We start from the raw sequence: 26,226 nt of genomic DNA, 5'->3' as shown, positions 1-26,226 counted from the left end.
TTAATGTTAATGTTTGATTTTTTGTAAAAGCAAAATCAAGTGTATTTGCTTTTGTATCTGATGGGTAAACCACAAGTTTTACCTCATCTACAAGCATATGTCTTTTACCATCATTTGACTACAATTGGATGAGCCGGCAAAAAAATCATCGATTGCAGCATGGAAGAACTATGCCTACACAAAAATAGAATATACATTCATTAATAAACGCTAAAAATTAGTACAGAATGAAAACACTCATTTCTTCTTCAACCCTTTACCGATTAGTTCAAAGCAGTGTATATGCAATCGTGTGCCTACTTATAGGCTTAAACTTGGTGAATGCTCAAACCAATAAGGCTGCAAAAAAAGTACAAAAACACACCGAACTTCAATCCTTTATGCACATTCCTCGCACCAATAACAAGGCTTTAACTTGCGAAAATTCTCCTTACCGAACCATTGATGGCACATGCAACAATCCAGCAAATACGGAATGGGGCGCAACAGACATCCAACTCATGCGAACAATGACCACTGATTATAGCTATCCTGATACTTGGAACGACATGGCGGGAAGTGACCGATTGAGTCCAAGAGCTATCTCCAATTATGTCGTAGCACAATCAGAAAGTACGCCGAGCCTTCGAAATCTAAGTTCTTTTGTTTTTACTTGGGGGCAGTTTATAGACCACGACATAGACCTAACTCCCGAAGGTGAAACAGAATATGAACCCGTCCAAATGCCCGAAGATGAACCCTTATTTACTGCCAGTATTCCGTTCTTTCGTTCCGAAATTCACGAAGGAACAGGTGAAACGAACTTCCGACAACAGACCAATTTGATTACCTCTTGGATAGATGCCTCCAATGTCTATGGTTCAGAGCAAACACGAGCCGATTGGCTGCGAACTTTTGTGGACGGAAAACTAAAAACGTCAACGGGTGATTTGCTTCCCTTCAATACCATAGATGGTGAACATGAAAGCAATATGGATGAAAACGCTCCGAGCATGGCAGGAGACGGTGGCGGTACCAACAAGGTTTTCGTGGCAGGGGATGTTAGAGCCAATGAACAACCTGGCTTGACCGTTCTGCACACCTTATTTGTCAGAGAACACAACCGTATTTGCAAACAATTGAAGCAAAACGGAATGAACGATGACGAAGAAATGTACCAAATAGCAAGAAAGAGAGTGGGGGCTTATCTTCAGGCTATTACCTACCGTGAATTTCTGCCTGCTTTGGGCATTCAATTGACTCCTTACCAAAACTATAGACCACATGTTCAGCCAGATATTTCTAACCTTTTTGCAACAGCGGCTTATCGCTTGGGGCATACAATGGTAACAGAAGAATTGCTGCTTTTGGACAATCAATGTGAAGACATTGAAGACGGTTCGGTTTCTTTGTTGGAAGGTTTCTTCAATCCGGATGTGGTGAAAACTTACGGCCTCGACCCACTTTTGAAGGGTTTGTCGGTGCAAGTACAAGAAGCTGTAGATTTACAAATCATTGACAATCTTCGCAATTTCTTGTTTGGAGATCCAACGGCGGAAGTCGTTTTTGGGTTGGACTTGGCATCTCTCAACATCCAAAGAGGTCGTGACCACGGATTACCCGACTACAACAGCATCCGAAAACAATACACTGGAAAACGAGCAAACAAATTTCGTGACATAACCAAAAACCATGCACTGAGTACCGCACTGAGCAATGCCTATATCAAAGACATTGAAAACATTGACGCTTGGGTAGGTTTGTTAGCAGAAGACAAACTCCGAAATAGTTCGGTTGGACCTACCTTACACGCCATTTTGAAATCGCAATTTGAAAGATTGCGGGATGGAGATGCGTTCTACTACGAATACGATAAGAAATTGACCAACAACGAACGACAAGACATCCGAAGGACAAGGCTTTCGGACATTATTGTTAGAAATTCAGAAGTAGTCAATATTGCAGACAATGTGTTTTTTGCGAGAGGCTGCAACAATGACGGTGGTGGCAATGGTGGTGGCAGACCACATAGAGGCTTGGGAAGAAGTACCGCTAATGGATTTGGAGGAAACAAAACAGGTTTTGCATTGCAGGAAAACATCTCCAAACTACAAGTTTTTCCCAATCCAAACAATGGTGTTTTTCAAATTGGCTTTACCATTGCAGAAACAACTGATTTGCAGGTAGAATTGGTGGGTTTAAATGGCAATGTGGTGTATCGAACACAGGAATATGATTGGAGTGGCACTTACAGTCAGTCCCTTCAATTGGAGAATATTCCAAGTGGAATTTACATTTTAGCGGTGACAACCAACAGTGGGCAATTGACAGAAAAGTTGGTGGTGCATTAGACCTAAGATGAAAGACTTTAGACGTAAGACGCAAGATTTTTATCCTGTATCTTGCGTCTTTTTTATTGCATCCAAGACCTCTCTATTCCACCAAAAATTTTCATTTTTTTCCCTTCAATTGTAGCATTTTCCAGACTACAACCGTTCTTATAAGTAGGTACATTGCTATTCTCCACCTCCATACAATTTTCGCCGTTATGCCTAATGAACAACACTTTGACCTTTTTGCAGATCCTCACCTACGCTCAGAGTTGCACAACAAAGCTACCAGAATATTGAGATGCAGTCATTTAGCTGATGATGCCGTACAGGAAACATACATCAAAATGATGCGCTACGAAAAAGAGTTGGCTACTCAAGGAGATTGGAAAGCTCTCTGCAAAACCATTCTTCAAAGGAGTGCAATTGACATACTACGAAAGAAAAAAGTCATTCAAAAAACCTTCGACGCTTATTGGGAATTTGCAACGACCAAAATTTCCATGAACCCCTACAAGCGACTGGAAGACAAGGAAAAAGTGGAAGAAATAGAAAAACTGATTGCCAAAAATTCGGATGAACGTGGGCAACAAATGATGTGGATGAGGGCGAAAGGATACAAATACGAACAGATTGCAGAAGAATTGGGCATTAGCGTTGGCAGTGCAACGGGGCAGGTTGCCAGAATTCGCAAAAAAATGAAATTAATCATGGAAAAAGAAGCATTTATGCAAGCAAAATACCAAGAGATAGAACAATTACTACACAAATATTGGGAAGCCAGCACAACTATTGAAGAAGAAAAAACATTGGAGCAGTTTTTCACCTCCACCAAAAATGTGCCTTCACATCTTGCTAAGTTTGCGCCTATTTTTCAGCACAGCAAAGCCACGAGGGATAAAGATAAACGACACAAAGTGGGAAAACTTATGGGTTTGTGTAGCCTATTACCCATTTTGCTGATTGCAGCTTATTTTTTGTATGCTGCAAACGCACCCAAAATAACTTCGCTGGCAGAGGTAGCTGTTCAAATTGAAGAAAAAACATCCGACTCAGACTCCAACCGAAGAACTGAAAATAATATGGTAAAATTTTTACCTTGTTCGACTATCGACAAACAACAAGAAAAACCTTTTATCTGTCATTTAGACATCAAGGAACAAAATATTCTGATTACCAACAATGCTTTTTCGCCATCGCCGGAACTGGAGGTAATCGAGATTTAGAAAAATCGAAAATTGAAAAGTGCCTAAAAAAAGCGTACTTTTGTCAAAACCGTTTATATGAGAGCAGAGCTGGTATATAACAGTTTGACAACAGGCAAACAGCAGGGTCGCAAAAAAATAGCTGCCTTGATTGATCCGGACAAGGTGAATCAAAAAAAGGTGGAACGAATGGTACGTCATGCCGTAGATGCAGGCGTAGATTACTTCTTTGTAGGCGGAAGTTTGGTGCTGGACAATAGCTTATCTCGTTGGATAAAACTGATCAAAAATAGCTGCAATATTCCCGTAATTATTTTTCCTGGTAGCCCACTTCAAATCAATGGCGAAGCGGATGCCCTATTTTTCTTATCGCTCATTTCGGGTCGCAATCCCGAATTGTTAATTGGACACCATGTAGTTTCTGCACCTATTTTACACAAAATGGACATTGAAGTGATGTCGACGGCCTATATGTTGATTGATGGTGGCGCACCGACCACGGTTTCATATATCAGCAACAGCAGTCCTATTCCTGCCAACAAACCCTCTATTGCCGTTGCTACTGCATTAGCAGGTCAAATGTTGGGTATGAAAATCATCTATCTCGATTCAGGAAGTGGTGCCATTATGCCTGTTTCCGAAAAAATGATCCGAGCTGTCAGCAGTCAAATTGAAGTGCCTTTGATAGTAGGTGGAGGAATCCGCACTCCCGAATTGGCCAAAAACAGTTGTATGGCAGGAGCTGATTTGATTGTTGTCGGAAATGCTTTGGAAACAGACCCCACATTGATTGAAGAAATGGCGGCAAGTGTCCACTCAGTTAGTAGATCTGCAATTCAATCTCCATCCTGAACCATTGCAGTCCAAAACTGAATTTCAATTTCAATTCTCTTTTTATTTTTCTTCAACCAATTACCTAAATAAGACATAATTTCCTGAAATACAATACTATTATTAAAGCAAGCAGCAAAAAAAAGTTTGTCTTTCACTACTTCAACTTCATCTAGTTTACCCCAAAAATTGGCTAAAAATGCAACATATTCCAAAAGTGGCAATAAATTTGTCTTAATAGTTCTTGAAATTAACATCCCCGTTTTTATTACATTTTAGCCCAAACATCCAAATACTCCTCAATCCCCTTCACCAAATACTTTTTGTAAGTGGCAATTATTTGAAGCCAACCAATGCAAGTATGCTTGCTCTCTACTGCAATCATTTTGTATTGATTCAAGCCCACAAATTTCCCCTTACATTTCATTTTAAGTGACTATTAAATTTTATCATAAATCTTAAATTTTTGCCATGAGAAACAAATTACATTTTGGCGAATGGACGAAGTCTGTCCTTCCCACAACTTCAACTATGCTCTTTAAACCACACCAGTTAGTATTTCTTTTAGTTTTTAGTCTTTCTTCTTTATTCGTTTCTGCCCAAAATTGGAGCGGAAATGGTGCAGCAGGCGATTGGAATGATCCTTTGAATTGGGATGTCCTACAAGTACCAGTTTCTGGTGCCAATGTGAGTATTAGTCCTAACAATGCAGCTAATTATCCTGTTATTGCATCGAACATTACCACAGGAGTATTAAACGTTCAACCCAATGCAGAACTAAGTGTCACCACAAATGGTAGCCTAACCATCAACGGAAACTCCAATGTATCAGGCTCAATTACTATTGAAGGAAGTTTTACCGTCAATAGCACAATCATTTATTATGCTCCTTCCAATATGGTGAATAACGGAACTGCAACTATTCAGACCGTTAGCAATGCGGGTGCATTTGTAAACAATGGTACATTGACTGTTCTTGACAATTTCAGCAATTTGGGTAATGCTTCCTTTACCAATGGTGGTACAACTAACACAAACGCCTTCAGCGGTTTTGGTAGCCTAACCAATGAGGCAGGTGCTATTTTCACAACAAACACAGACTTAGGAACTTCTGGCCCTACCATCAATGATGGTGAAATGAATGTGACGGGTGTTTGGACAAACGTAAATGCCTTGAGTAACAGAGGAGAGATCAATGTCAGCGACCACTTAATTAACGCCGCAGGTCATACTTTCACCAACGAAGACGATGCGATTATCACTACAGAAGAAATGACCAATTATGGCTTGTTCTTGAACAAACAAAGAGGTGTTGCTACTGTAACATTACTCAACACAGGAGGCGTTGGAGGTACTTTCCACAACTTAGGGTCATTGACGGTTATCTTGACCGTAGATCTTAAAAATACAGGAACATTCCTCAATGAAGGTTCATTGAATCTTACAGGAGCATTCCAAAACTTCGGTTCTGGTGTGATGACCAATAAAGGGGACATCGTAGCCAACGATGTATTCAGCTTTGGCGGTGATTTTGTCAATCAATATGGCGGAAACATTGAAGCAAATACATTTATCAATACAGCAAACCTAAGAAATGAGGCTTGTGCAACGATTGCAGCCGATAGATTTGAGAATGGTGGTGGTATGAGCTTTACTAATAGTGGCAAATTGATAGTAGGCAACTTGGGCAACTCTAATCCTGGTCTTCTCACTATCAACAATGGAGTCATATTTGACAACTCTGTTAATAATATCTTTCTCGGTACCATTCTTGGCGGTTTTGGAACAGTATATACAACATCACCAGACTTGGGTGTAAATGCAACAACTGTCAATTCTACTTACAATGGTTCTACGGGTAGCATTAACTTGACCGTATCAGGAGCAATTCCTCCTTATTCTTTCTCTTGGAACAATGGATCAACAAGCAAAGATTTGACAGGAATTGCAGCAGGCACTTACACTGTTGAAGTTTCTGACAGTGACCCTTGCGGATCTACAACCGAGACTCTCACAGTGACTGTAGGAGAAGATGCTGCTTACTGTTCCTCAAAAGGCAACAGCACACAATATGAATACATCAAGCGTGTATCATTGGGTGACATTTACAATTACAGTGGAGATGATCATGGATATGGAAATTACACAGACCAAAGCACAGATTTGACACGAGGTAACAACTATTCTATCTCTTTGAAACCAGGGTTTAAAGGTTATGCCTACTATGAAAGATGGAAAGTATGGATTGACTTCAACCAAGATGGTGACTTCGACGATTACGGCGAGGAAGTATATCAAGGTGGTAGCTACTATGAAAAAACAGGTTACTTCAACATCCCTAACTCTGCTGCAACAGGTGAAACCAGAATGAGAGTATCTATGAAATATGGATATTACCCAAGCACTTGTCAAGATTTTGGATACGGTGAAGTAGAAGATTATACAGTGAATATCACAGGAGGTCAAGTAGGTGGACAACCTGGTGGCCAAGTAGATGGCTATTGCACCTCAAAAGGAAATTCTACTAAATATGAACACATCGCAAGCGTTCAATTTGGCTCTATCAACAATACAAGTGGCAACAATGGGGGGTATGGCAATTATACTTCAATGTCTACTGACGTATTGCATGGTCAAACATACAACTTGCACATGTCACCTGCGTTTAGCGGTAAACAATACATCGAGAAATGGAGAGTATGGATTGACTGGAACCAAGATGGTGATTTCAATGATTACGGAGAGCGTGTTTATAAAGGATATGGATACAACAGTCAAAGTGGTCATGTCACTGTTCCCCAAGGTGCTGCAACAGGCAATACACGCATGAGAGTATCCATGAAATATGGCTACCATGGCATCAATTCTTGTGGAAACTTTGGCTACGGAGAGGTAGAAGACTACACTATTCATGTAGTAAACCCAGGCAGCTCTAAAAACGAAGAGAAAGACGAAGATGCAATTGCTTCACCATTGGTAGAAATCATGAACATCCGAAACATCTATCCAATGCCTGCAACAGATGTACTCAACATCGACTACTTTGCAGCAGAAGATGGTACTTCTACTATTACAATCTACGACATGATGGGTAGAATGATGCAACAAGAAACAAAAGAGGCAAGAACAGGTCAAAATAGCACTGTTTTGGATGTCACTCAATTGGTTGCAGGAACTTATATCTTGGAAGTAAACGATGGTGAATTCACCAGCAACCGCCAAATCATCATCCAATAAGGAAAGTCAAATAGACTTAAATTAAAGATTAAATGAACAAACCCCTTGCTAACCTACGTTAGTGAGGGGTTTTGTTTTTTAACAAATTTTCAATCGTATCCTCCAATAAATGATTTTTTGCTACTTCAAAACCAAAACCCGAATAATTTTCCACTTCCTTCAATGCTGTTTTCAAGTCAAATTTGGACTGAGAAGTGCAGTAAAAAACACCCTTCGATTGAAAATACGCTGATAGATAACTTTGCTCAGTTTGCCCTGGCGTAGGAATCAAAATCGCCTTTTTACCCAAAGCAGCCAAGTCCATAATCGTACTATAACCCGACCTTGCTATCACTACATCAGCTGCCAACAATACCCAATTCAACTCCTTTGCAGCTAAATAATTGACAGCTTGCACTCTATCAGTCAAAAACTGTAAAGATTGCTTTTCTGTCACACCTCTTACTATCAATACATCCAAATCTGTTTGAAACACTTGCTGTTGCAGCATTTCTTCAAAAACCGTGCGCTGTGGTTCAGGTCCAGACAATACTGCAACAATATCATAACGTTCCTTCAAAAAAGAACCAATCTCCCCCCTATCCTCCTCTCTATTCACAAACTTTTCCTCCACTTGTCTTCGCATCCTCGAAAGTGCACCTACAAAACGAAACCGATCATGAGCTAAAGGTTCTTTGTGTGCCAAATCACCACTCAAACTTTGGTCTTTTTGAGAAAAATCAGGAATCCAGCAATGATTAAAAGGACGAATAAAACGCATTTGGGTTTTGGCAACCATTGGTTCCAAAAATTGAAGAAAAAAAGGCATCTTCAAAAAAAGTTGGTGGCTTACAAAAACAGAAGGAATAGCAGGTGAATAACAACCATAACGATTGTCCGAAATAATGGCATCTACTTTTTCTATTTCAACAATTTGCTGGATGGCTTTTTGTTCTGTTCTGATGGCCTTCAAAATTTTGGGGATTTGCCAGAGCATCGTTGGCACCAGTCCCAGTGCATGGCCACTGTATCGAATATCATAAGCAGGTAATTCGATGTATTGTAAGGTAGGATATTCCTCCCTCAACAATGCCAGAGCTCGCCCGTCACTTGCAATAATTACCGTGACTCCTTTCTGCAATAAGGCATTAATGATAGGCATACAGCGAGTTGCATGACCAAGCCCCCAATTCAATGGCGCAACAACTATCCTACAAGAATTATTATGTTCAAAAATATTTATTTTTTCACCAATCAAACTCATTTTTTTGAAGCAGTTTCATATTTTTGTTGAAAAGATAACAGGAATGTAAGCCTAATTTAATATTTTAAACCTCCAATAAAATTACCTTTACAATTTATTTAAGTTTCGCATCGCCACTTAAAAAAGTAAGCATTTGTTAGTTAATTGTTTTTATGTTTTAATATAAGATATTTATAGATGTTGATAGATTATAAATAATTGTAAATAAGCCACTTAGTTATGTTTTTCCATTTAGGTTCTAAACAAATGCTTATCTCCTATTCATCTTGTACTTTAAGCTGCACCATACCCGAAAATAATTGCCTGAAATCGTTGTCATGAATAATTAACTGCAAGACCAGTTCCATATCACATTCTATCTTTTGAACCAATCGTGTGAGAATAGAAATCATGATTTGCCACAGTCTTTGAGCAATCGTTGCTTGAATATATTGGTCTCTGATAGCTCTGAATAAGCCGCCAATCGTTTCATAATCTGAAAAGCGTTTATGCAAACTCAACATAACATATTGAATCAAAGTTAAAGTGGTATGAGCAATATGAGCATCAAAATCTCTGGAAGCACATTTTTGAATACCTAAAAGTTGCTTTACTTCTTTGAAAAAGACCTCAATAGACCATCGAATAGCATAGATTTCCATAGCCTGAGTAAAACGAAGGCTTGTTTGGGTAGTCAGTAAAAGTCTCCATTTGCTTCGTTTAGTATACCTAACAAAAAACAACTTGACTTCCATACCTTTATAATCCACCACCACGGTATAATAATAACACCCAAGTAGGCGGCATCTTTTGGGCTTACGTTTATGAACTTTTCGCAATGTTTTTAAAATCTGCCCAGCTTGACATTTCTTTGGATAAATAGTTGTATTTGGCATTGCCCATTTTACAAGCAGCCACTATGTGAATGACTCCTTGTCGAAGTAAACGGATAGCCTTCAATGTTTTTTCGCAGCAGAACCAAGCATCAAACAACACATAATCAGGTACATATCCATGTTTCAATGCTCTTTTTATCATGCTGATTAGTTGGCTATTCTTATCCCTATCCAATTCCTTAAACCGTTCATAACCTGCCGATAATTTAGCTCTAATTTTACGATATTGTTTTTTGAGCGCCCTAACAGGTAAACCAAAACGATAGCGTTGGCGATTTTGCCCTTCTCGGTCACATTAAAAAGGAATAAATCGCAACCCACCCCTGCCCCTCCAAGGAGGGGAATACTTGTACCAAGTGGGAAATTCCCCTCTTGGGAGGGGTAAGGGGTGGGTTTAAGTAATATAAACAATCAATGCGGAAACCAATAAAGCACTAAAACCACTATTCAGCCAGTAAAAGTATGCATTAAAATTAAACTCAAACCAATGAACATTTTGACTTCTTTTATAGTCATTCAGAAAACTACTGAATAAGCGATAGAGAAGTTGATCACAAAAATAATTAACTGCCTATGAAATTTCGAAGACTTACTTATGAAGAACTTGAGGACCGCACCTCTCAGTTTCTACAATTTTTAGCTCAAAATGCCATTGATACGTCTCAATGGTCTGATTTACAAAAAACCAATCCGAAATATGTCCAAAAATTGGTAGATGATTTCAGTGATTTGGTGATGGAAGATAATCTAAATGAAATTGAATTTTTAGAACAGCGTACCGACAAAGAATTGAAGGTTTACAAACTTCTTGACTCAAAAGCAGTCGTCATCAACCTTCAAATCAATGCTGGAACTGAGTTGAATTTATGCCGTTATGCCTCTGTTTCCAATTTACTCTCTGGTTTTGATGCAAGAATGTGGAAATCCATTCAGCTCAACATCAGCGAATTTGTATATGAAAGTGATCGAGCGCAGACAATATTTCAATTCATGGAATCAGGCTGTTTCATCACCAAAGAAATCGAATTCAACACACTCTATCATCTTAGCCAAAGAGCAGCATAAAGAATTGAAAACAAAATGGCAATGACAATCTGTTTTGTATTCATTTTCATTCATTTATAAAACAGCAATTGCTACCCCACTTTTTCGTTTTTCCTTCAAAGATTTTCCGTAATTTTGTGGAAGGAAGTACAGAAAAAATGAGCAGTCAATTTCCTGCTTAAATGGTCTTATTGCCTAACAAACTCATGAAAACTACAATATCTGTTGATTTTCATGGTCATTTTAATTTTAATTCTGAATGGCTATTGCCGAAAAAAAAGTTTATTTTGCCTCTGACCTACACTTAGGCACGCCTACACTTGAAGCCAGCAAAGTACGTGAAAAACGATTTGTGAGGTGGCTTGACAGTATAAAATACGATGCAAGTGATTTGTTTTTGGTAGGCGATTTATTCGACTTTTGGTTTGAATACAAAACCGTAGTACCCAGAGGTTATTTGCGTTTTTTTGGCAAACTCATCGAATTGAAGGACATGGGCGTAGAAATTTCGGTTTTTACAGGCAACCACGATGTTTGGATGTTCGATTACTTTCAACAAGAATTAGACATTCCTGTATATTACCAACCTATCACTCGAACAATCGGCGGTAAAACTTTCTTTATTGGTCATGGCGACGGCTTGGGGCCAGGCGACAAGGGCTACAAAATGCTCAAAAAAGTCTTCACCAACCGAGTTTGTCAGTGGCTATTCGCACGCCTTCACCCCAATTTTGCCATTGGTCTTGCCAACTACTTTTCTCGCAAAAGTCGTGGACAAGAAAAACCAACAGACAAATATTGGGGCGACGACAAAGAATGGCTCGTTCTGTATTCAAAAAGAAAGCTCGAACAAAACCCCGATATTGATTACTTTATTTTCGGACACCGACATATACCCTTAGACATACGACTGAACGATAAAAGCCGTTATGTCAACTTAGGTGACTGGATAAAATTCAATTCTTATGCACAATTTGATGGACAAAATTTACAACTCTGCTATTTTGAAGGCAGTTAGTTTGTGTTTGGTGGTAGGAGCGTTTTTGGCATTTACGTATGCCAATGACGATAACTATCAGTTAGTCAGTACAGTTCCTGTAGAAGGAAAATTCATGACCACCGATTTTTTGAAAAATTCCTATGTGATTACCGACCGAAATCAGGTGATGAAATACGATTCAATTGGTAATCTGGTCGGTAGTTTTAGTGAAAGTAAGTTTGGTATTCCTACTTCAGTAGATGCGACCAGCCCCTTCAATGTATTGATTTTCTTCAAGGATTTCGCAACCGCTGTCACCACCGATATGCGCTTGAATACCCGCCGTTTGTATAAATTCTCAAACATCGGAATCAAAAACATTTCAGCAGCAGCTTTGTCAAACGACAACTATATCTGGATATATGACGAGGATGAACACCGGTTGAAAAAAATCAATCACGACTACGAACTCGTTTACCAAAGTCTGGATATTCAACAACTGGTGGGCGAAGAGGTACATCCCAATTTCATTATTGAGCGCACCATTGCAGAAGGGCAATTGGTATTTTTAGGCATACCCAATATGGGTATCATCGTTTTTGATGTATTTGGAAATTACTATACATCTATTCCCAATTTTAGCCTACAAGCCGAAAACTTGGATTCTTTTCAAATCATTAACGACAAGATTGTGTATTTTTTTGATGGCCGAGTGATGGTCTATGACTTTTTCACCAAAGAAATCACCGCTTTGAATATACCAAATACCGTTGGCTCCAATGCCATAAATATCGAACGTGGTCAATTGTTTTTATTGGGAGAAAAAGAATTAAAGTTGTATTCCAGAACTTTGTAAACTGCGATATCAAGGACTTTTGAAGTTTTCTTTTGAAAGAATAGTGATTTTCAAACATTCCATATCTGCAAGAATAAACTTCAAAAGTTTCATCCCTCTAAAATCTTCGATGGCTTCATTTTACCTTTGGATCCTGCCTTATAAATATACGCTATCAAAGCTATTACCCTTTTCAATTCATTGCTCACTGAAAATTGATTATATTTGCCTTCAACGAATAAACAACAATATTTTATAATCAATATTCAATCCACAAGATATGGCAGTATTCGATTTAGATATGATTAAGGCAGTATATGATAAATTGCCTGGTAAAATTGCCCAAGTACGTGCAAAGTTGAACCGCCCTTTGACTTTGAGCGAAAAGATTCTCTATACCCATCTTTGGGAAGATATGCCCAGTGAGCCTTACGGAAGAGCAAAAGATTATGTGAACTTTGCTCCTGACCGTGTAGCGATGCAAGATGCAACAGCTCAAATGGCATTGCTTCAATTCATGATGGCAGGTAAACCAAAAGTTGGCGTTCCTTCAACAGTCCATTGCGATCACTTGATTCAAGCCAAAAGTGGTGCAGATGAAGATTTGGAAGTTGCAATAGATGTGAACAAAGAAGTCTATGATTTTCTTGCTTCCATTTCTAACAAATATGGATTAGGTTTTTGGAAACCAGGTGCAGGAATTATCCATCAAGTAGTGCTTGAAAACTATGCTTTTCCCGGAGGCATGATGATTGGGACAGATTCACACACCCCAAATGCAGGTGGTTTGGGTATGGTTGCCATTGGAGTAGGTGGTGCAGACGCAGTAGATGTTATGGCAGGAATGCCGTGGGAACTGTTGATGCCCAAGCTAATCGGTGTGAAATTGACGGGTGAACTAAACGGATGGACTTCTGCCAAAGACGTAATTTTGAAGGTAGCAGGTATTCTGACTGTAAAAGGCGGAACAGGTGCTATTGTAGAATATTTCGGGCCTGGTGCAAGAGGAATTTCTTGTACAGGTAAAGGAACTATCTGCAATATGGGTGCAGAAATTGGAGCGACTACTTCAATTTTTGAATACGGTGATGCAATGGACAGATACTTACGCTCTACAGATCGTGCAGATTTGGCAGACTTAGCCAACACCGTTTTGGAGCATTTGCAGACCGACCCAGAAGTTGAAGCAAATCCAGAAGACTATTACGACCAACTGATTGAAATTGACCTCTCTACCTTAGAGCCTCATGTCAATGGCCCTTTCACACCTGATTTGGCATGGCCCATATCCAAATTGGCGGAAGCAATTGAAGAAAATGGCTATCCCGAAAAATTGGAAGTCGGTTTGATTGGTAGCTGTACCAACTCCTCTTATGAAGATTTGGATCGTGCTGCAAGCATCGCACAACAAGCAATTGACAAAAAATTAATTGCTAAATCTGAATTCACCATTACCCCCGGTTCTGAGCAAGTTCGCTTCACTGTTCAAAGAGACGGTCAATTGGACGTACTCGAAAAAATAGGCGGTGTCGTATTGGCAAATGCTTGTGGGCCATGTATCGGACAATGGGCAAGACACACCAAAGACCCCAACAAAAAGAACTCTATCATTACCTCCTTCAATCGAAACTTTGCGAAAAGAAACGATGGAAATCCATTGACGCACTCTTTCGTAGCATCGCCCGAATTAGTGACTGCAATGGTGTTGGGAGGTAGCATGAAATTCAATCCTTTAACTGATACCATCACCAATGCGGACGGCGAAGAAATTTTGCTCGATCCTCCAACGGGTGATGAGTTGCCAACAAGAGGTTTTGATGTGGAAGATAGAGGCTATCAAGCTCCTGCCGAAGATGGTAGCAAGGTAGAAGTAAAAGTAGATCCCGACTCCAAGCGAATTGAGTTATTGACTCCTTTTGCAGCTTGGGAAGGAACAGATTTAAAAGGCCTTCAGTTGCTTATCAAAGCCAAAGGAAAATGTACCACCGACCACATCTCAATGGCTGGTCCATGGTTGCGTTTCCGTGGTCACTTAGACAATATCTCCAACAACCTCTATACAGGAGCTATCAACTACTTCAATGAATTGACAAACAAGGTTTACAATACTTTGAAGGATGAATTTATGGGGGTACCTGATTCCGCAAGGGTGTATAAAGCTGCTGGTATTGGCACAGTGATTTTTGGTGAAGAAAACTTGGGAGAAGGTTCTTCTCGTGAGCACGCTGCAATGGAACCCCGTCACTTGGGGACAAGAGCTGTGATTGTCAAATCTTTTGCTCGTATCCACGAAACCAACTTGAAGAAACAAGGGATGTTGGCTTTGACCTTTGTGAATCCTGCTGACTACGATTTGGTTCGTCAAGACGATAGCGTGGACATATTGGGTCTAACCGAGTTCGCACCGGGCAAAAACCTGACGGTTGTGTTGAACCACAAAGACGGTACAAGTGATAGCTTTGAAGTGAAACACACCTACAACGATGTACAAATTGGCTGGTTTGTAGCAGGTTCTGCTTTGAATAAAATTCGGGAAGAGGGCGGATTGGCGTAAGCAGCTAGAAAACAAAAGTTTTAGAAACTTTTGTTTTCTCACTTCAATTGGTTTTCGCTAAAAGAGCTTTCTTCAATGATTGGAGGAAGCTCTTTTTATTTTGGAAGTTTTTAGCTATTTTGAGCATACAAATAATGAATCTCTATGAAAATCCGACGACTTAAAATAAAGAACTACAAAGTATTTGACGATGTAGAGTTTGACTTTACAGACAAGGACGGCAATACTTTGGATACGATTGTATTGGCGGGGGTAAATGGGAGTGGGAAGACTACTTTGCTAAAATTGATTGGTGATGTTTTTTCAAATAAGTTAGAAAACTATAGTGTGCCATCAATGATTTCAGAATTATTTAGTTGTGAAAAAGTAGAAATGGTTCTTGAAATTCACACATCATTCATTGAATCAATACATGGCGAAGCAATTGCAGATAAAATTTTAAGTTTAAAAAATGAAATTACAGGGTTTTATAAGTTTACTTTTGATAAACATAGTGGTAAAAATGATTTTTATCATTTCTTGAAATTAAGTAGTCAAAATAAATTACCAGAACCATCTGTTTTTAGATGTTACTTTATTCCTTCTGAAACGTACATTAACGATGATAAATACTTTTTCTCTCAAAATAATAGTTACAAAAATAACCCAAAAGAGGATTTAGAAGCAAAAATTAATCAACAAGACAATGCACTTTTAAGAAAATTAGATTTCCAAATTCATAAAAATATAATTGAAAAATATGTGATAGAAGATGTCTTAGAAGATATTTTACAAAATAGAAATAGACCTGCAAATGATATTATAGAGAAAAAGATTGAAAATTACAATAAAGTATTGTCAGGAATTAATGTCAATACTAAGATTAAAGATATTTCAACAAATCAAGTCATATTTAAAACCGTAAATAAAGAACAAGTTAAAATTGAGGATTTATCAAGTGGAGAAAAACATTTGTATTATAGAGGAATTTATCTTCATCATTTGAATATAAAAAATAGCATTATTTTAGTAGATGAACCAGAAGATTCCTTACACCCAAGTTGGCAAAGTCGAATGGCAAAATTTTACAATAACATAGGAAAAAACAACCAAGTATTCCTCGCTACTCATTCCCCTCATATCATCGCTTCTGTCAAACCCGAAAGCCTTTTCTTGCTTGCCATCAATGAAGAAACCCAAAAAGTAGAAGTCATCAACATGGGCAAAACTGACCAACCCACCAAAGGCTTAGAACCCAATCGGGTATTGCAGGAAATCATGGGTTTAGAGAGCTTGAGAGATGTAGAAACACAAGAAAAAATAGACGAATTGCGTACTTTATTGACTCCCGAAAAATTCGATAGCATTGAAGCAAAAGCATTGATTGAAGAATTAACCTTAGATTTGGGGCGAAAAGACCCTTATATTATGCGCCTTCAAAACCAGCTATTACTTTTAGAACGCAAACGAAAAAAGCAAACCGCATAGTCATGAGGCACATTGAAAAGAAAAACGTTTGTGATGATTTTGAAGCGTTTGTGGTCAAAAAGAAGTTAGAGAACTATGTGCAAACTTACCTTCAAAGCAAGAAAAGAAGCAAGCTCAAAACGCCTTGGAAAAAATTCACACAATCACGAGAAGGAGGAGAAATTAAAATCACTTTGCACAGCCATTTGCTGAATGAACAACAGGGTTTGTGTATTTACTGCCAACAAGCCATTCCAGAAAAGTTAGAAAACCCAATAGCTTATTCTCATATCGAACACATCAAAGAGCGCAACCTTCACGCACACCTAACCTTTAAACACAAAAACCTATCGGTTTCCTGCAATGGATTTGATTGTAGTATTGAAGAACCAGAAGTCATTGAAGATTTTTGTGGACATACAAAAGGGGAGTTGGGGCAAAAACAAGGAATTGAAGAAGGCCTGTTTTTGAATCCAATTGAAATCGCCGATATTGAAAACTTCTTTGAATACGATTTTGAAGGAAATATCGCTCCAAATACTGACCGAAACCAAATAGATCAACAAAAGGCAAAATACATGATTGATTTGTTGGATTTGCAGAACAAAAATCTCATTCAGTTGCGAATCAATCAGTTAGATGACATCAATGCAAGGATATTAGAAAAATTTGATGTAGAAGCATTTTTAGACAAAACTGCCGAAAAGCTGCCTGCCTTTTTTTCGATGCTCAAACAGTTTTTCCCATGACCCCAATTACCTACCAACAAACCAATCAAATCCCTCAAACTGCCCTTTTGAAGCTCTACAATGATGCAGGCTGGACTGCCTACACGCAGAATCCAGAACAATTGGAAAACGCCATCAAAAACTCACTCTATGTCCTGATTGCAAAAGAAAAAGACGAATTAGTCGGCTTGATAAGGGTGATAGGAGATGGATTCACCATCGCCTACATCCAAGATATTTTGGTGTTGAAGGCCTACAAAAGACGGGGAATTGGTACTCTGCTGATGAAACAAATGCTCGAAAACTTTAGCCACATCAGGCAAAAAGTCTTGCTAACCGATGACAACAAAGAAACAAGGGGATTTTATGAATCACTTGGTTTCCAATCTTGTGATAAAGGTAAATTGGTCTCTTTTGCGAAACTTGAAAATAGCTGATTCTAACGAGCCTTACTTACCTTTAAGGATTAGCAATGGATTAAAAACCACTAAGCCTCTTATAGACCATACCTTCATAGCAATGTTTTTTTTACAGTGAAAAGATGTAATGCATAATTTGTTAAATATTATTGATCTTCAAAGTCCGATGCTATTGAGCAAACTCACCTAAAATAATCATCTATCGTCCAATTCGTTTGTTTTTGAAGAAGTGGCAATTGCTGCAAATTAATTTGTTGGGCTTCAATGTGAATCGTATCGTTTTGTAAAATACCCTTCAATTTCAAAATACTATCTGTAGAGGAATAATTGTATTCAAAAACAAGCTGTTGTCCACTTTTTTCCTTCAATGTCATCTGCTTGGAATAAGTGTTGACTTGAAGCGGAAAATCCTGCATTTCTTCCTGCATATTTTCTGCAATGAAATAGCCCTCTCGGTGAACGAAAATGCGTTTCCAACGGTATTGTTCGGTCAATAATGCAGGAATGGTATCGTGATTTACCGCAAATACTTTCACCTCATAAGCACCGTGCAAAAAAGGTCGGGCAGCCAAATCATCGTTGAAATTGTTGGCTTTGAAGTAAGGCAACAACACATCTAAAAGCAATAAACAAATGACCAAAGATTTGCCAATGGAATATACCAGAAACTGTTTTTTAGTCGTGTAATTAATTGCGTAAGGTTTCGTGAGAATGGGTTGGTTTTGAAGAAAAAAGCGGCACAAATTGGAGAAATCGGGAAGGATAATCAAGATGGATAAAAGCAACAAAAAACTACTCAATATTTTGACCGAAATGTCAAAACTCACATTAATCATCACCACATTGACCAACACTCCAAAAGCTATCAAAGCCCCCAACAATCTCGTGCGCCGAAACAACAACAGAAAAGCGGGTATCAACTCCAAAATACCTGCAAAAACGGTGTAGGAATACGAAGCCCCCATCACACTCCAATACAAAATATCACGAGACAAACTCCCTACATTGGAGTATAAAATATTGGGTTCGGGTAAGTAAAATTGCAGCTTAAAAACCTTGTTGAATCCGTATTTGAAGAGTTGAAAAGCCAGATAATAACTAATGAAAACTTGAAACCAATAGGCTAAGATGAGGTGATTTCGTTTTGAATCTAAAACACTCCAAACAATTGCAATGACGACTGCAATGTGCAGCAATAGCAAAGTATGAATGTACATTCCCGTTGAGTCGGAAATCAATTGGAATGTATAAATTTGTTTGATTTGCAGTATATTATCTCCAAACCACTTGATCAGTCCTTCAAAAAATGGCTGCAAATAACCACCTACATTCGGCAAAAAGGTATTGGGAAACGGCAGTGAAAAAATGAACAGTAGCACAAAACAAAATGCAAACCGAAAACCTAGTTTTTGACTAAATGACCATTGAATTGATGTGCTATCCATGTCAATACTTTTTCACAGGAGTCTGGTCATTTGTGTTTTTTTGGGGCGGAGGTAAACGAAAATAATCGGGGTTAGCATTGGGATTGTGCGGATAAAAGTAGTGCATCTGTGGAGGCAGTTGTGAATCTTCTTCAAAACCAATGAATACTGTATTTGGCATTTCCGCTTGTAGAACTTCAAGTGATTTTCCAAAATAATAGTGACGTGAATAGTAGTTTTTGGTTTGTTCATTGTAACTTACTGTATCTCTCCAAGTGCTTTTACTAAATTCTTCGTGCATGACTGCCACAAAAATGGAGTCTGTAACACGAATAACAGTGTCCGTGATGATGATGGGAGTAATCCCAAAATTGTGAGCCGAAAAGACATTGAAAGTTGATGGTTTTCCGCTGTGACTTTTGTGGGCGATGATTTTGGTTTGGGCGAATAATGTACAGCTAAAGAGCAGTAGAAACACTGCCAAAAATGTTTGTTTGGTTTTCATGTTAGGTTGATTGATGTTTTTGAAGGAAGTGCTAATTCTTAAAAACGATTGAAAAATGTTAAAATTGCAGTTTTGGAGAGCGAAGTAGAAATTTGCTTTGAACATATGTGGTAGGCATCAATCCCCCCCAATCAACACATATCCACTCCACAAAATCGGCATTACATCTTCCATTTCAATCAAAACCCTTTTTGCTTCCGCCAAAGCCTTAGCCACACTCAAACCCTTCAACATACCCTCATACAACAACTGTGTCAATTGTGCTGATTCCTCATCATAGACTTTGAACAGGGTGAAAATCACGTTTTTAGCACCTGCATATAGGAAACCTCGATTAATGGCCATCATTCCTTCACCACTTGCCAACTTACCAATCCCACTTTCGCAACAACTCAAAACCACCAAATCTGCCGACAACTTCAAATTGTAGGATTCCCCTATATACAACATTCCCGTTTCCAAATCATCCGTTGTGTTTTTGGGTGAAAACAAAATACCAGACAATGCCATTTGTCGCTGATTTACAATGCCATGTGCTGCAATGTGAATGTATTTTTGGTTCACAATCGCAGCCAAAAATTGTGCTTTTGAAGCTGCCAAATGACAATAGGATTTTGCAGTAAAACCTTCGTGTTCAAAAAGTTGCTGAATGGATTGCACCTCTTTTTCGGTGTAAACGAGGGCTAAGTTGGAGAGATTTTCAAAATAGGGTAAATCTTTGGACTGTAATTGGGTGTAAACAGGGGCAAAACCCACAAAACCATTGGAGCTTGGAGGTTCTGACACATGGCTTGAAGGAGCAGTAGAATGACAAAGAAGGGTGGCGGAATAGTGATAACTGACATCAAATTGTTGAAGCAAATAGGGCAAACGTGGGTAAGGAGTTCGGGGTGAAACAGCTTCGGTGATGAGGGCTTCAAAAGGGAATTGACTCAATTGACCATGCGGAATAATGACAAGATTTTCGATTGGATATTGTTCAATGGAAGTAGGCGCAATCAGCCATTCATAGAGTTGAAAAGCCTTTTGAATGAATGGTTTGCGGCTCATGTCTTCTATAGTTTCCAAATATTCTTCCAGCGTTTCTCCAAAATCATCGGGCTTATTGAAGTGGTGAACTTTTGCAGAAAAGGTGGATTTTGAAGTGCTTACTTCAAAAATATAGATTTTCTTTTCACCTACAAAATAAGACAGCAAGCAAGTTTTTGCAGGCAATTGATTTTGTACTTCCTTCAAAGAAACTGTCGTGATGTCGTACTTCAATTGGTAGTAGTCAGGGAAATCATTTTCGAGTTGGTGAATGAAAGCAGTGTAGGTTTGAAGGAGGTCGAAGTGTTTGCCCTGCAATTGACGCAATTCGGTGTCTGTCATCCAATTTTGCGATTTTTGGTGTTCGAGACTTACTTGTTTGGCTGTGATTTGCTGGTCGAATTGCGTCAACTGTGTGCGGAGTTGTTGTTCTTTTTGCAGTAAATGATTTGGAATCGAGGCGGCAATTTTTGCAGTCGCATCCTTCAAACTACTCAACAACAAGAGGCTTTTGCTCTTTTCAGAAAAAGTGAATGCCGCTTCGAGGTAGTCGGTATTTTGGGTATGTTCATGCAGGCATATTGCAGCCTCTATCGCATGTTCGAATAGCCAAGTTGTTTCATCGGCAAGTATCAATTTAGAACCTTCTCCTTGATAGCTGTTTCGGATTTGGTCTATCAATTGGGTGGTCAGCAAATAAGTATCAAAAGCTTGTCTTAGTGTTGAAGTTGATTGCGGAAACACTTGATATTGAAGGTAAAAGCACCATGATTTGTCTCTCAAACATTCATACAGTCGGAGGGGAAAGGTGTAGGATTGAAGGGAAGGATTTTCGCCAATATCGTTTGCGCCAAAATCAGGCACTAAATTTTGCAAGCATTTTTGAAGTCGCTGCAATGCAAGGTCGTACTTTCCAAGCCTTTGGTAACATTTGGCAATGCCGTGATTGGAAATAATGCAGTCTTCATGGAGTGCGCCAAAGTATTGAAGGCGAATAATTAAGGCTTTTTCATGGTGCTGTATGGCGAGTTCATATTTTTCGAGATAAAACCAGTACCATGCTAAGTGATTGTGGCTTTGAGCAATCAACAGTCGGTCAGTTGTTGGGTTTTCTTGGCGGAGTTGCAGTGCTTTTTCATGGTTCAAAAGTGCATTTTTGCCATCCTCCAAAAAATAATGCGCCCATGCAATGCTATGATAACTAAACGCTAAATCGAGATGCGTTTTGCCAAGTTGCTGAATACTCATCTCCAGCGTTTTGTGAAGGTATTCCAACTGTTTGTCGTACTGCTTCATTTGTCCATACGCATGACCGATGTTGTGGTAACTTTCTGCAAGGCTTTCTTGCTCTATATTGGGTTGTTGCAGCCGAATGACCAATGCTTTTTCGTAGCAGGTCAATTCTTGTTCATAATCGCCTAAACGCCCATAACAGGTTCCCATGTCATTGTAGCAATCTGCAATTTTATCCTCATGATTTTCATGAATTTGGGTGTAAACAGAAATGGCTCTTTCAAAATGGGTGATACCTTCTTTGTATTGTCCCAAATAATAATTGCAGAAACCCCACTGAGCATATATGGCTGCAATGTGTTCCTGAGTCGAATCAAGTGGAAGGGCTGCAATGGTTTGTTGAAGCAGGAAAGAAGCCTGTTGATATTGCTGTTGTTCAACAAGTTGGGTTGTTTGTTGGAGAATAGTTTGCAGATACTTGTGACTTTGCATGGTTTTGGAACTGTGTGATTGAGGAATTGTGAAGCTGTAAAGTAACCATAAGGACACAAGGGGCATAATCTTTTACGATTTTAAAGTGCCATTTAACAACAACTCTCTATTTGTGAATATCTACCTTTTTCTTTTTAAAGATTTTGACAATTTGCAATGAATCGTTGTTATTTCCTACTACTATCCACGGTTTATCCTCCTCCCCAACATTCAATAACGCCATAGACTTTACATCCCTATCAATGAACAAACCTGTATCTTCAACTTCTAAGGTCTTCCAAGTCTTATTTCCTGTATTCAACAGAATTTGCCCTGTACCTCCTGTTGCCCTGCCTGTTTCAATTTCAGATTGATACAAATTTCCAGCAATTATCATGTCGTCTTTTCCATCCTTATTCACATCATCAATAACGATGCTATTAATGGGTGCTTTCTGTGCAATAAACGGAAGTTCTTGCACAGAAAATTTTCCAGCCTCATATTGATAGAGAATCACACTTCTGAAATCTGTTACATTCAATTCCAATGAATTATTTAGATTTTCGCCATAAATGTCGGTAACTTCCGCCATTGAAAAATCGTGATAGGTTGGAAAACTCTTTTTCAAATCAGGAATTTGTTCAGACGAACATTTTTTCCCCCTTACAGGAAATAATTTTTCTCCATAATAAGAACTCAAAATGATGTCAAACGAGCCATTTCCGTCTAAATCATCTGCATATACTTTAAATGGTTTTTCGGAAGAGGCTTTGTATTTATAATTCAAACCCAAATTACCAATCACAAAATCCTGCAATCCATTGCCATCAAAGTCCGCAGTTTCGATACAATTCCACCAACCACTTGGTGAATCTGGGAGGTAATCCTCCGTTTGGTTGACCAATTTTCCGTTCTGATTGACGAAAAAACTAATGGGAGTCCACTCTCCGACTACAATTAAATCGGCTTGCTTGTCTTGATTCAAATCTGTCCAAATAGCATCTTTCACCATACCCAAATCGGTAAAAGTAGGGTCTGTGTAAATCTCAAATTTACCATTGCCTTGATTCACAAATACACAACTTTTTCCTGCTTCGGGATAACGCTTAGGAGAAAGCAAGCCACCTATGAACACGTCAACATCTCCATCATTGTCAATATCTGCTGGTCTCACGCAAGAGCCACTATTTGTCCAGATTGGCAGATTATTAGTTATTGAACTAAAGTTTCCTTTTCCATCATTGAGATACAAACGAGGCTGGTAAAGTAGGCTATTGGCATCAAATTGATAGCCTGCACTTGCGACCATTAAATCCAAATCACCATCACCATCCGCATCAAAGAAAGCACTACCACCATCCTCGTATTTTTTGTCTTTGTTGAAGGCAGGTGTTGATTTACGTGCGAATTTCCCATTCTCCGTTTGTAGAAAAAGTGCGCCAGCTTGCTCTGTACCTGCTCCTACATAAAAATCAGAAAGACCGTCTTTGTTTACATCCGCTTCGGCAATAAACGGCCCTTGTTCAGACATTTTGTGTGGTAAAAGTATTTGGTCGACATAATCATCATAGAATTTTTCTTCGTGTTTGAAATCAATTCCTGACTCCGAAGTAGCTACGAGACTAGCCATATTACCAAGGTTCTTTTGATAGTTTTCTGTTCCAGATGCCTCTGTGTAAGTGACCGTCAATAGTTGATTCACAGCGACATTATTAAGGATTTGCTTTTTTCCGTCCGACCAAATCACCTGCAATTCGTCCACTTTATCGGCATCGCCCAAACCAAAGTGTGCATAAGGTTCGCTTGACCCTTGATAACCACGAGTTGTCAACAATTCTCTAAACTGCGTTTCTCCATTTACTTTGATAATCGCCTTTGAATTCAAAGAATTAACAGAACCTTTGTCTGCATGAAAATGAATACGCAACCAGTTGTTACCTGAGTTATTTAGATTCTCAAATACAGAACAAGGTGCATTGACATTATTGACTACCAAATCCAAATCTCCGTCATTATCCAAATCTCCATAAGCAGCACCTGTTGACGCAGTTTTTTTAGTAAAACCAACCTCTTTTGAATAGTCAGAGAAAGTCAAATCACCATTACTTTTGTAGAAGAAATTAGGTATTTTATCAATTGGCGAGGATAGTGCATATTCTTTAGCTAACTTATTTTTGGCTTTCATATCACCTCCTAAACGCACCATTTGTTTATTAAGCATAGCCGTCCTGTCTTTATTATAAATGTCTCTATAATAGCCATTTGAAATAAACAAATCTTGCCAAGAGTCATTATCCGCATCCATAAATAGCGTTGACCAACTCCAATCTGATTTGTGAACATTTGACATCTGAGCAATATCTGTAAAAGTGCCATTTCCATTATTCAAATACATAAAATTACGCATCGAGTAGTATGGATAACCCACCGAATCCGTCAAAAAACGATAATGCGGAATGGGTGACATACCCATAGCTACCTTATCACGGTAATAATCTGTCATTGACATTTCTACCACAGAATAATCTGGATGTGTATCGTGATTCAAATCACCCACATCAATTCCCATAGCACTTTGAGCTACTAACTTGAGCGAAGATTTAGTGACATTGGTAAATGTTCCATCTTTATTATTTTTAAATAACATATCGCCCTCATCATGATCAACGGTCAAATATATATCTGGATATCCGTCCGAATTATAATCAGAAGTGGAGACAGCCAAGCAAAATCCATAAGACAAAATACCTGCATCTTCTGTCACTTCCGTAAAACCTTGTTGGTCATTTCTAAATAATCTACTCGAAAATTCTTTTACAGGATGTAGGTAGTAATTGATGTGTGTAGCAAAGGCAACAAGCCTATATCGAGGGTGATTGGCAACGATTAAATCTAAATCGCCATCGGAATCATAATCAAGAAATGCTGCTCCAATACTCAAATTGGAGTCATTAATACTAAATTTAGAAGCCATTTCTCTAAAAGTACCGTCTTTTTGGTTCAAAAAAAAGAGATTTTCTGTTTTAGAGGCGGGAGCATAATAAGCACGACATATATATATATCCAACCATCCATCGTTATTGGCGTCTGCCATCGTAACACTCGTTGCCCAACCGTCAAAAGAAATACCAGCACTTTGGGTAATATCCTCAAATTTCATCCCCCCTTTGTTCAAATATAACTTGGTCGGAACCATATTTCCTGTTAGGACGACATCTTGCAATCCATCATTGTTGATGTCGCCAATAGCAACTCCTCCTCCATTATACAGATTGACATAGCTGAATGGATCTATCAACTTATTTTCATCAAAAGTATTCGCAAAGTCGATACCTGACTCTTCTGGAGTCAATTCTCGAAACTCAATTTGAAATCCTTCTTTTGCAGTCCCAGCAGTATTACTCTCACCCTCACCACATGAGGACAAGGAAATTAATCCTATCAAAGTAAAAAGTAAAGCCTGAGAGGTAAAATTAATATTCATCAGTTTATATATTATATTTGTTACTGATTAACTAAAGGCAACTCCCTTAATCCAATTCCAGAGACCAGCAGCAATCAAAATTGACTTATCTCTCAGATCGCTGCTTTTATTTCTGAATTTCTGTGCTAAAATATTGTACCGTTTGATGCTTCCGATGGTATTTCGCCTTCGGAATACAAACAAAAATAAACATCTAATGGCAGAAAGTCAAACTTGAACCTACTGTTTTAATTTAAAGAATATTGATGGTAAACGTGTAACAGGGGGACTATCGAGAGGTGGTTTCCTTTTTTGTTTGGTTCTCTGACAATTTTTGCACAACACCACAGAATGTATATTCTGCTCTCTCATCGAAATCTTCAAGGTGTTGATAAT

20 protein-coding genes are annotated in these 26,226 nt (G+C 38.7%); 11 read left to right on the top strand and 9 right to left on the bottom strand.

What is annotated here, in order from left to right:
• Positions 1-227 precede the first annotated feature (227 nt).
• The 3 genes from R3E32_22565 (at position 228) to R3E32_22555 (ending at position 4,366) form a co-directional block, all read left to right on the top strand.
• Positions 228-2,330 (top strand): peroxidase family protein, encoded by a 2,103-nt coding sequence (locus R3E32_22565; GenBank protein ID MEZ4887534.1) that lies wholly within the window; start codon positions 228-230, stop codon positions 2,328-2,330.
• A gap of 197 nt (positions 2,331-2,527) precedes the next feature.
• Positions 2,528-3,535 (top strand): RNA polymerase sigma factor, encoded by a 1,008-nt coding sequence (locus R3E32_22560; GenBank protein MEZ4887533.1) that lies wholly within the window; start codon positions 2,528-2,530, stop codon positions 3,533-3,535.
• Positions 3,536-3,592: 57 nt separating this feature from the next.
• Positions 3,593-4,366, top strand: coding sequence for a geranylgeranylglyceryl/heptaprenylglyceryl phosphate synthase (locus R3E32_22555; GenBank protein MEZ4887532.1), 774 nt, complete (start codon positions 3,593-3,595; stop codon positions 4,364-4,366).
• Here R3E32_22555 and R3E32_22550 read toward each other — a convergent pair.
• Complete coding sequence (locus R3E32_22550) at positions 4,351-4,602, bottom strand: hypothetical protein (protein ID MEZ4887531.1); 252 nt, start codon at positions 4,600-4,602, stop codon at positions 4,351-4,353. The genes R3E32_22555 and R3E32_22550 overlap by 16 nt on opposite strands.
• An 11-nt stretch (positions 4,603-4,613) precedes the next feature.
• Positions 4,614-4,772, bottom strand: a complete 159-nt coding sequence (locus R3E32_22545; GenBank protein MEZ4887530.1) for a hypothetical protein — start codon at positions 4,770-4,772, stop codon at positions 4,614-4,616.
• A 44-nt stretch (positions 4,773-4,816) separates the two neighbouring features.
• Here R3E32_22545 and R3E32_22540 point away from each other — a divergent pair, with 44 nt between their 5' ends.
• Positions 4,817-7,582: a GEVED domain-containing protein gene (locus tag R3E32_22540; protein MEZ4887529.1), complete on the top strand. Its 2,766-nt coding sequence runs from the start codon at positions 4,817-4,819 to the stop codon at positions 7,580-7,582.
• Between the two features lie 58 nt (positions 7,583-7,640).
• Here R3E32_22540 and R3E32_22535 read toward each other — a convergent pair whose 3' ends face one another.
• The 3 genes from R3E32_22535 to R3E32_22525 form a co-directional block, all read right to left on the bottom strand.
• A complete protein-coding gene (locus R3E32_22535; GenBank protein MEZ4887528.1) occupies positions 7,641-8,825 on the bottom strand; it encodes a glycosyltransferase in 1,185 nt (394 codons plus the stop codon).
• Between the two features lie 257 nt (positions 8,826-9,082).
• Positions 9,083-9,643: a transposase gene (locus tag R3E32_22530; protein ID MEZ4887527.1), complete on the bottom strand. Its 561-nt coding sequence runs from the start codon at positions 9,641-9,643 to the stop codon at positions 9,083-9,085.
• On the bottom strand, positions 9,627-9,842 hold the full coding sequence (locus R3E32_22525; GenBank protein ID MEZ4887526.1) for a hypothetical protein: 216 nt from the start codon (positions 9,840-9,842) through the stop codon (positions 9,627-9,629). The genes R3E32_22530 and R3E32_22525 overlap by 17 nt, the downstream gene beginning before the upstream one ends.
• Positions 9,843-10,273: 431 nt before the next feature.
• Here R3E32_22525 and R3E32_22520 point away from each other — a divergent pair, with 431 nt between their 5' ends.
• The 7 genes from R3E32_22520 to R3E32_22490 all read left to right on the top strand — a co-directional run bounded on the left by R3E32_22520 (position 10,274) and on the right by R3E32_22490 (position 17,723).
• Positions 10,274-10,765 carry a DUF6495 family protein gene (locus tag R3E32_22520; protein ID MEZ4887525.1) on the top strand — a complete coding sequence of 164 codons (492 nt, stop codon included), beginning with the start codon at positions 10,274-10,276 and terminating at the stop codon, positions 10,763-10,765.
• Between the two features lie 238 nt (positions 10,766-11,003).
• A complete protein-coding gene (locus R3E32_22515) occupies positions 11,004-11,762 on the top strand; it encodes a UDP-2,3-diacylglucosamine diphosphatase (protein MEZ4887524.1) in 759 nt (252 codons plus the stop codon).
• Positions 11,710-12,579 (top strand): hypothetical protein, encoded by an 870-nt coding sequence (locus R3E32_22510; GenBank protein ID MEZ4887523.1) that lies wholly within the window; start codon positions 11,710-11,712, stop codon positions 12,577-12,579. The genes R3E32_22515 and R3E32_22510 overlap by 53 nt, the downstream gene beginning before the upstream one ends.
• A 259-nt stretch (positions 12,580-12,838) precedes the next feature.
• On the top strand, positions 12,839-15,112 hold the full coding sequence (locus R3E32_22505) for an aconitate hydratase (protein MEZ4887522.1): 2,274 nt from the start codon (positions 12,839-12,841) through the stop codon (positions 15,110-15,112).
• A gap of 144 nt (positions 15,113-15,256) precedes the next feature.
• Positions 15,257-16,579 (top strand): AAA family ATPase, encoded by a 1,323-nt coding sequence (locus tag R3E32_22500; GenBank protein MEZ4887521.1) that lies wholly within the window; start codon positions 15,257-15,259, stop codon positions 16,577-16,579.
• 2 nt (positions 16,580-16,581) lie between these two features.
• The gene (locus tag R3E32_22495; protein ID MEZ4887520.1) at positions 16,582-17,307 is read left to right on the top strand and encodes a retron system putative HNH endonuclease; all 726 of its coding nucleotides are present in this window, start codon (positions 16,582-16,584) and stop codon (positions 17,305-17,307) included.
• A complete protein-coding gene (locus R3E32_22490; GenBank protein ID MEZ4887519.1) occupies positions 17,304-17,723 on the top strand; it encodes a GNAT family N-acetyltransferase in 420 nt (139 codons plus the stop codon). Before R3E32_22495 ends, R3E32_22490 begins: the two co-directional genes overlap by 4 nt.
• A 164-nt stretch (positions 17,724-17,887) precedes the next feature.
• On the opposite strand, the gene R3E32_22485 is transcribed toward R3E32_22490, so the two are convergent.
• The 4 genes from R3E32_22485 to R3E32_22470 all read right to left on the bottom strand — a co-directional run bounded on the left by R3E32_22485 (position 17,888) and on the right by R3E32_22470 (position 25,851).
• The gene (locus R3E32_22485) at positions 17,888-19,150 is read right to left on the bottom strand and encodes a hypothetical protein (protein ID MEZ4887518.1); all 1,263 of its coding nucleotides are present in this window, start codon (positions 19,148-19,150) and stop codon (positions 17,888-17,890) included.
• A gap of 1 nt (position 19,151) precedes the next feature.
• Positions 19,152-19,634, bottom strand: coding sequence for a hypothetical protein (locus tag R3E32_22480; GenBank protein ID MEZ4887517.1), 483 nt, complete (start codon positions 19,632-19,634; stop codon positions 19,152-19,154).
• A 117-nt stretch (positions 19,635-19,751) separates the two neighbouring features.
• Positions 19,752-22,388, bottom strand: coding sequence for a CHAT domain-containing tetratricopeptide repeat protein (locus R3E32_22475; protein MEZ4887516.1), 2,637 nt, complete (start codon positions 22,386-22,388; stop codon positions 19,752-19,754).
• 106 nt (positions 22,389-22,494) lie between these two features.
• The gene (locus R3E32_22470) at positions 22,495-25,851 is read right to left on the bottom strand and encodes a VCBS repeat-containing protein (protein ID MEZ4887515.1); all 3,357 of its coding nucleotides are present in this window, start codon (positions 25,849-25,851) and stop codon (positions 22,495-22,497) included.
• Between the last annotated feature and the right edge of the window lie 375 nt (positions 25,852-26,226).

The sequence above is a fragment of the Chitinophagales bacterium genome (assembly GCA_041392475.1).
Classification (GTDB): Bacteria; Bacteroidota; Bacteroidia; order Chitinophagales; family UBA2359; genus JAUHXA01.
The sequence above is the reverse complement of the archived record's forward strand: the minus strand, read 5'-3'. Positions and strand labels throughout refer to the sequence as shown.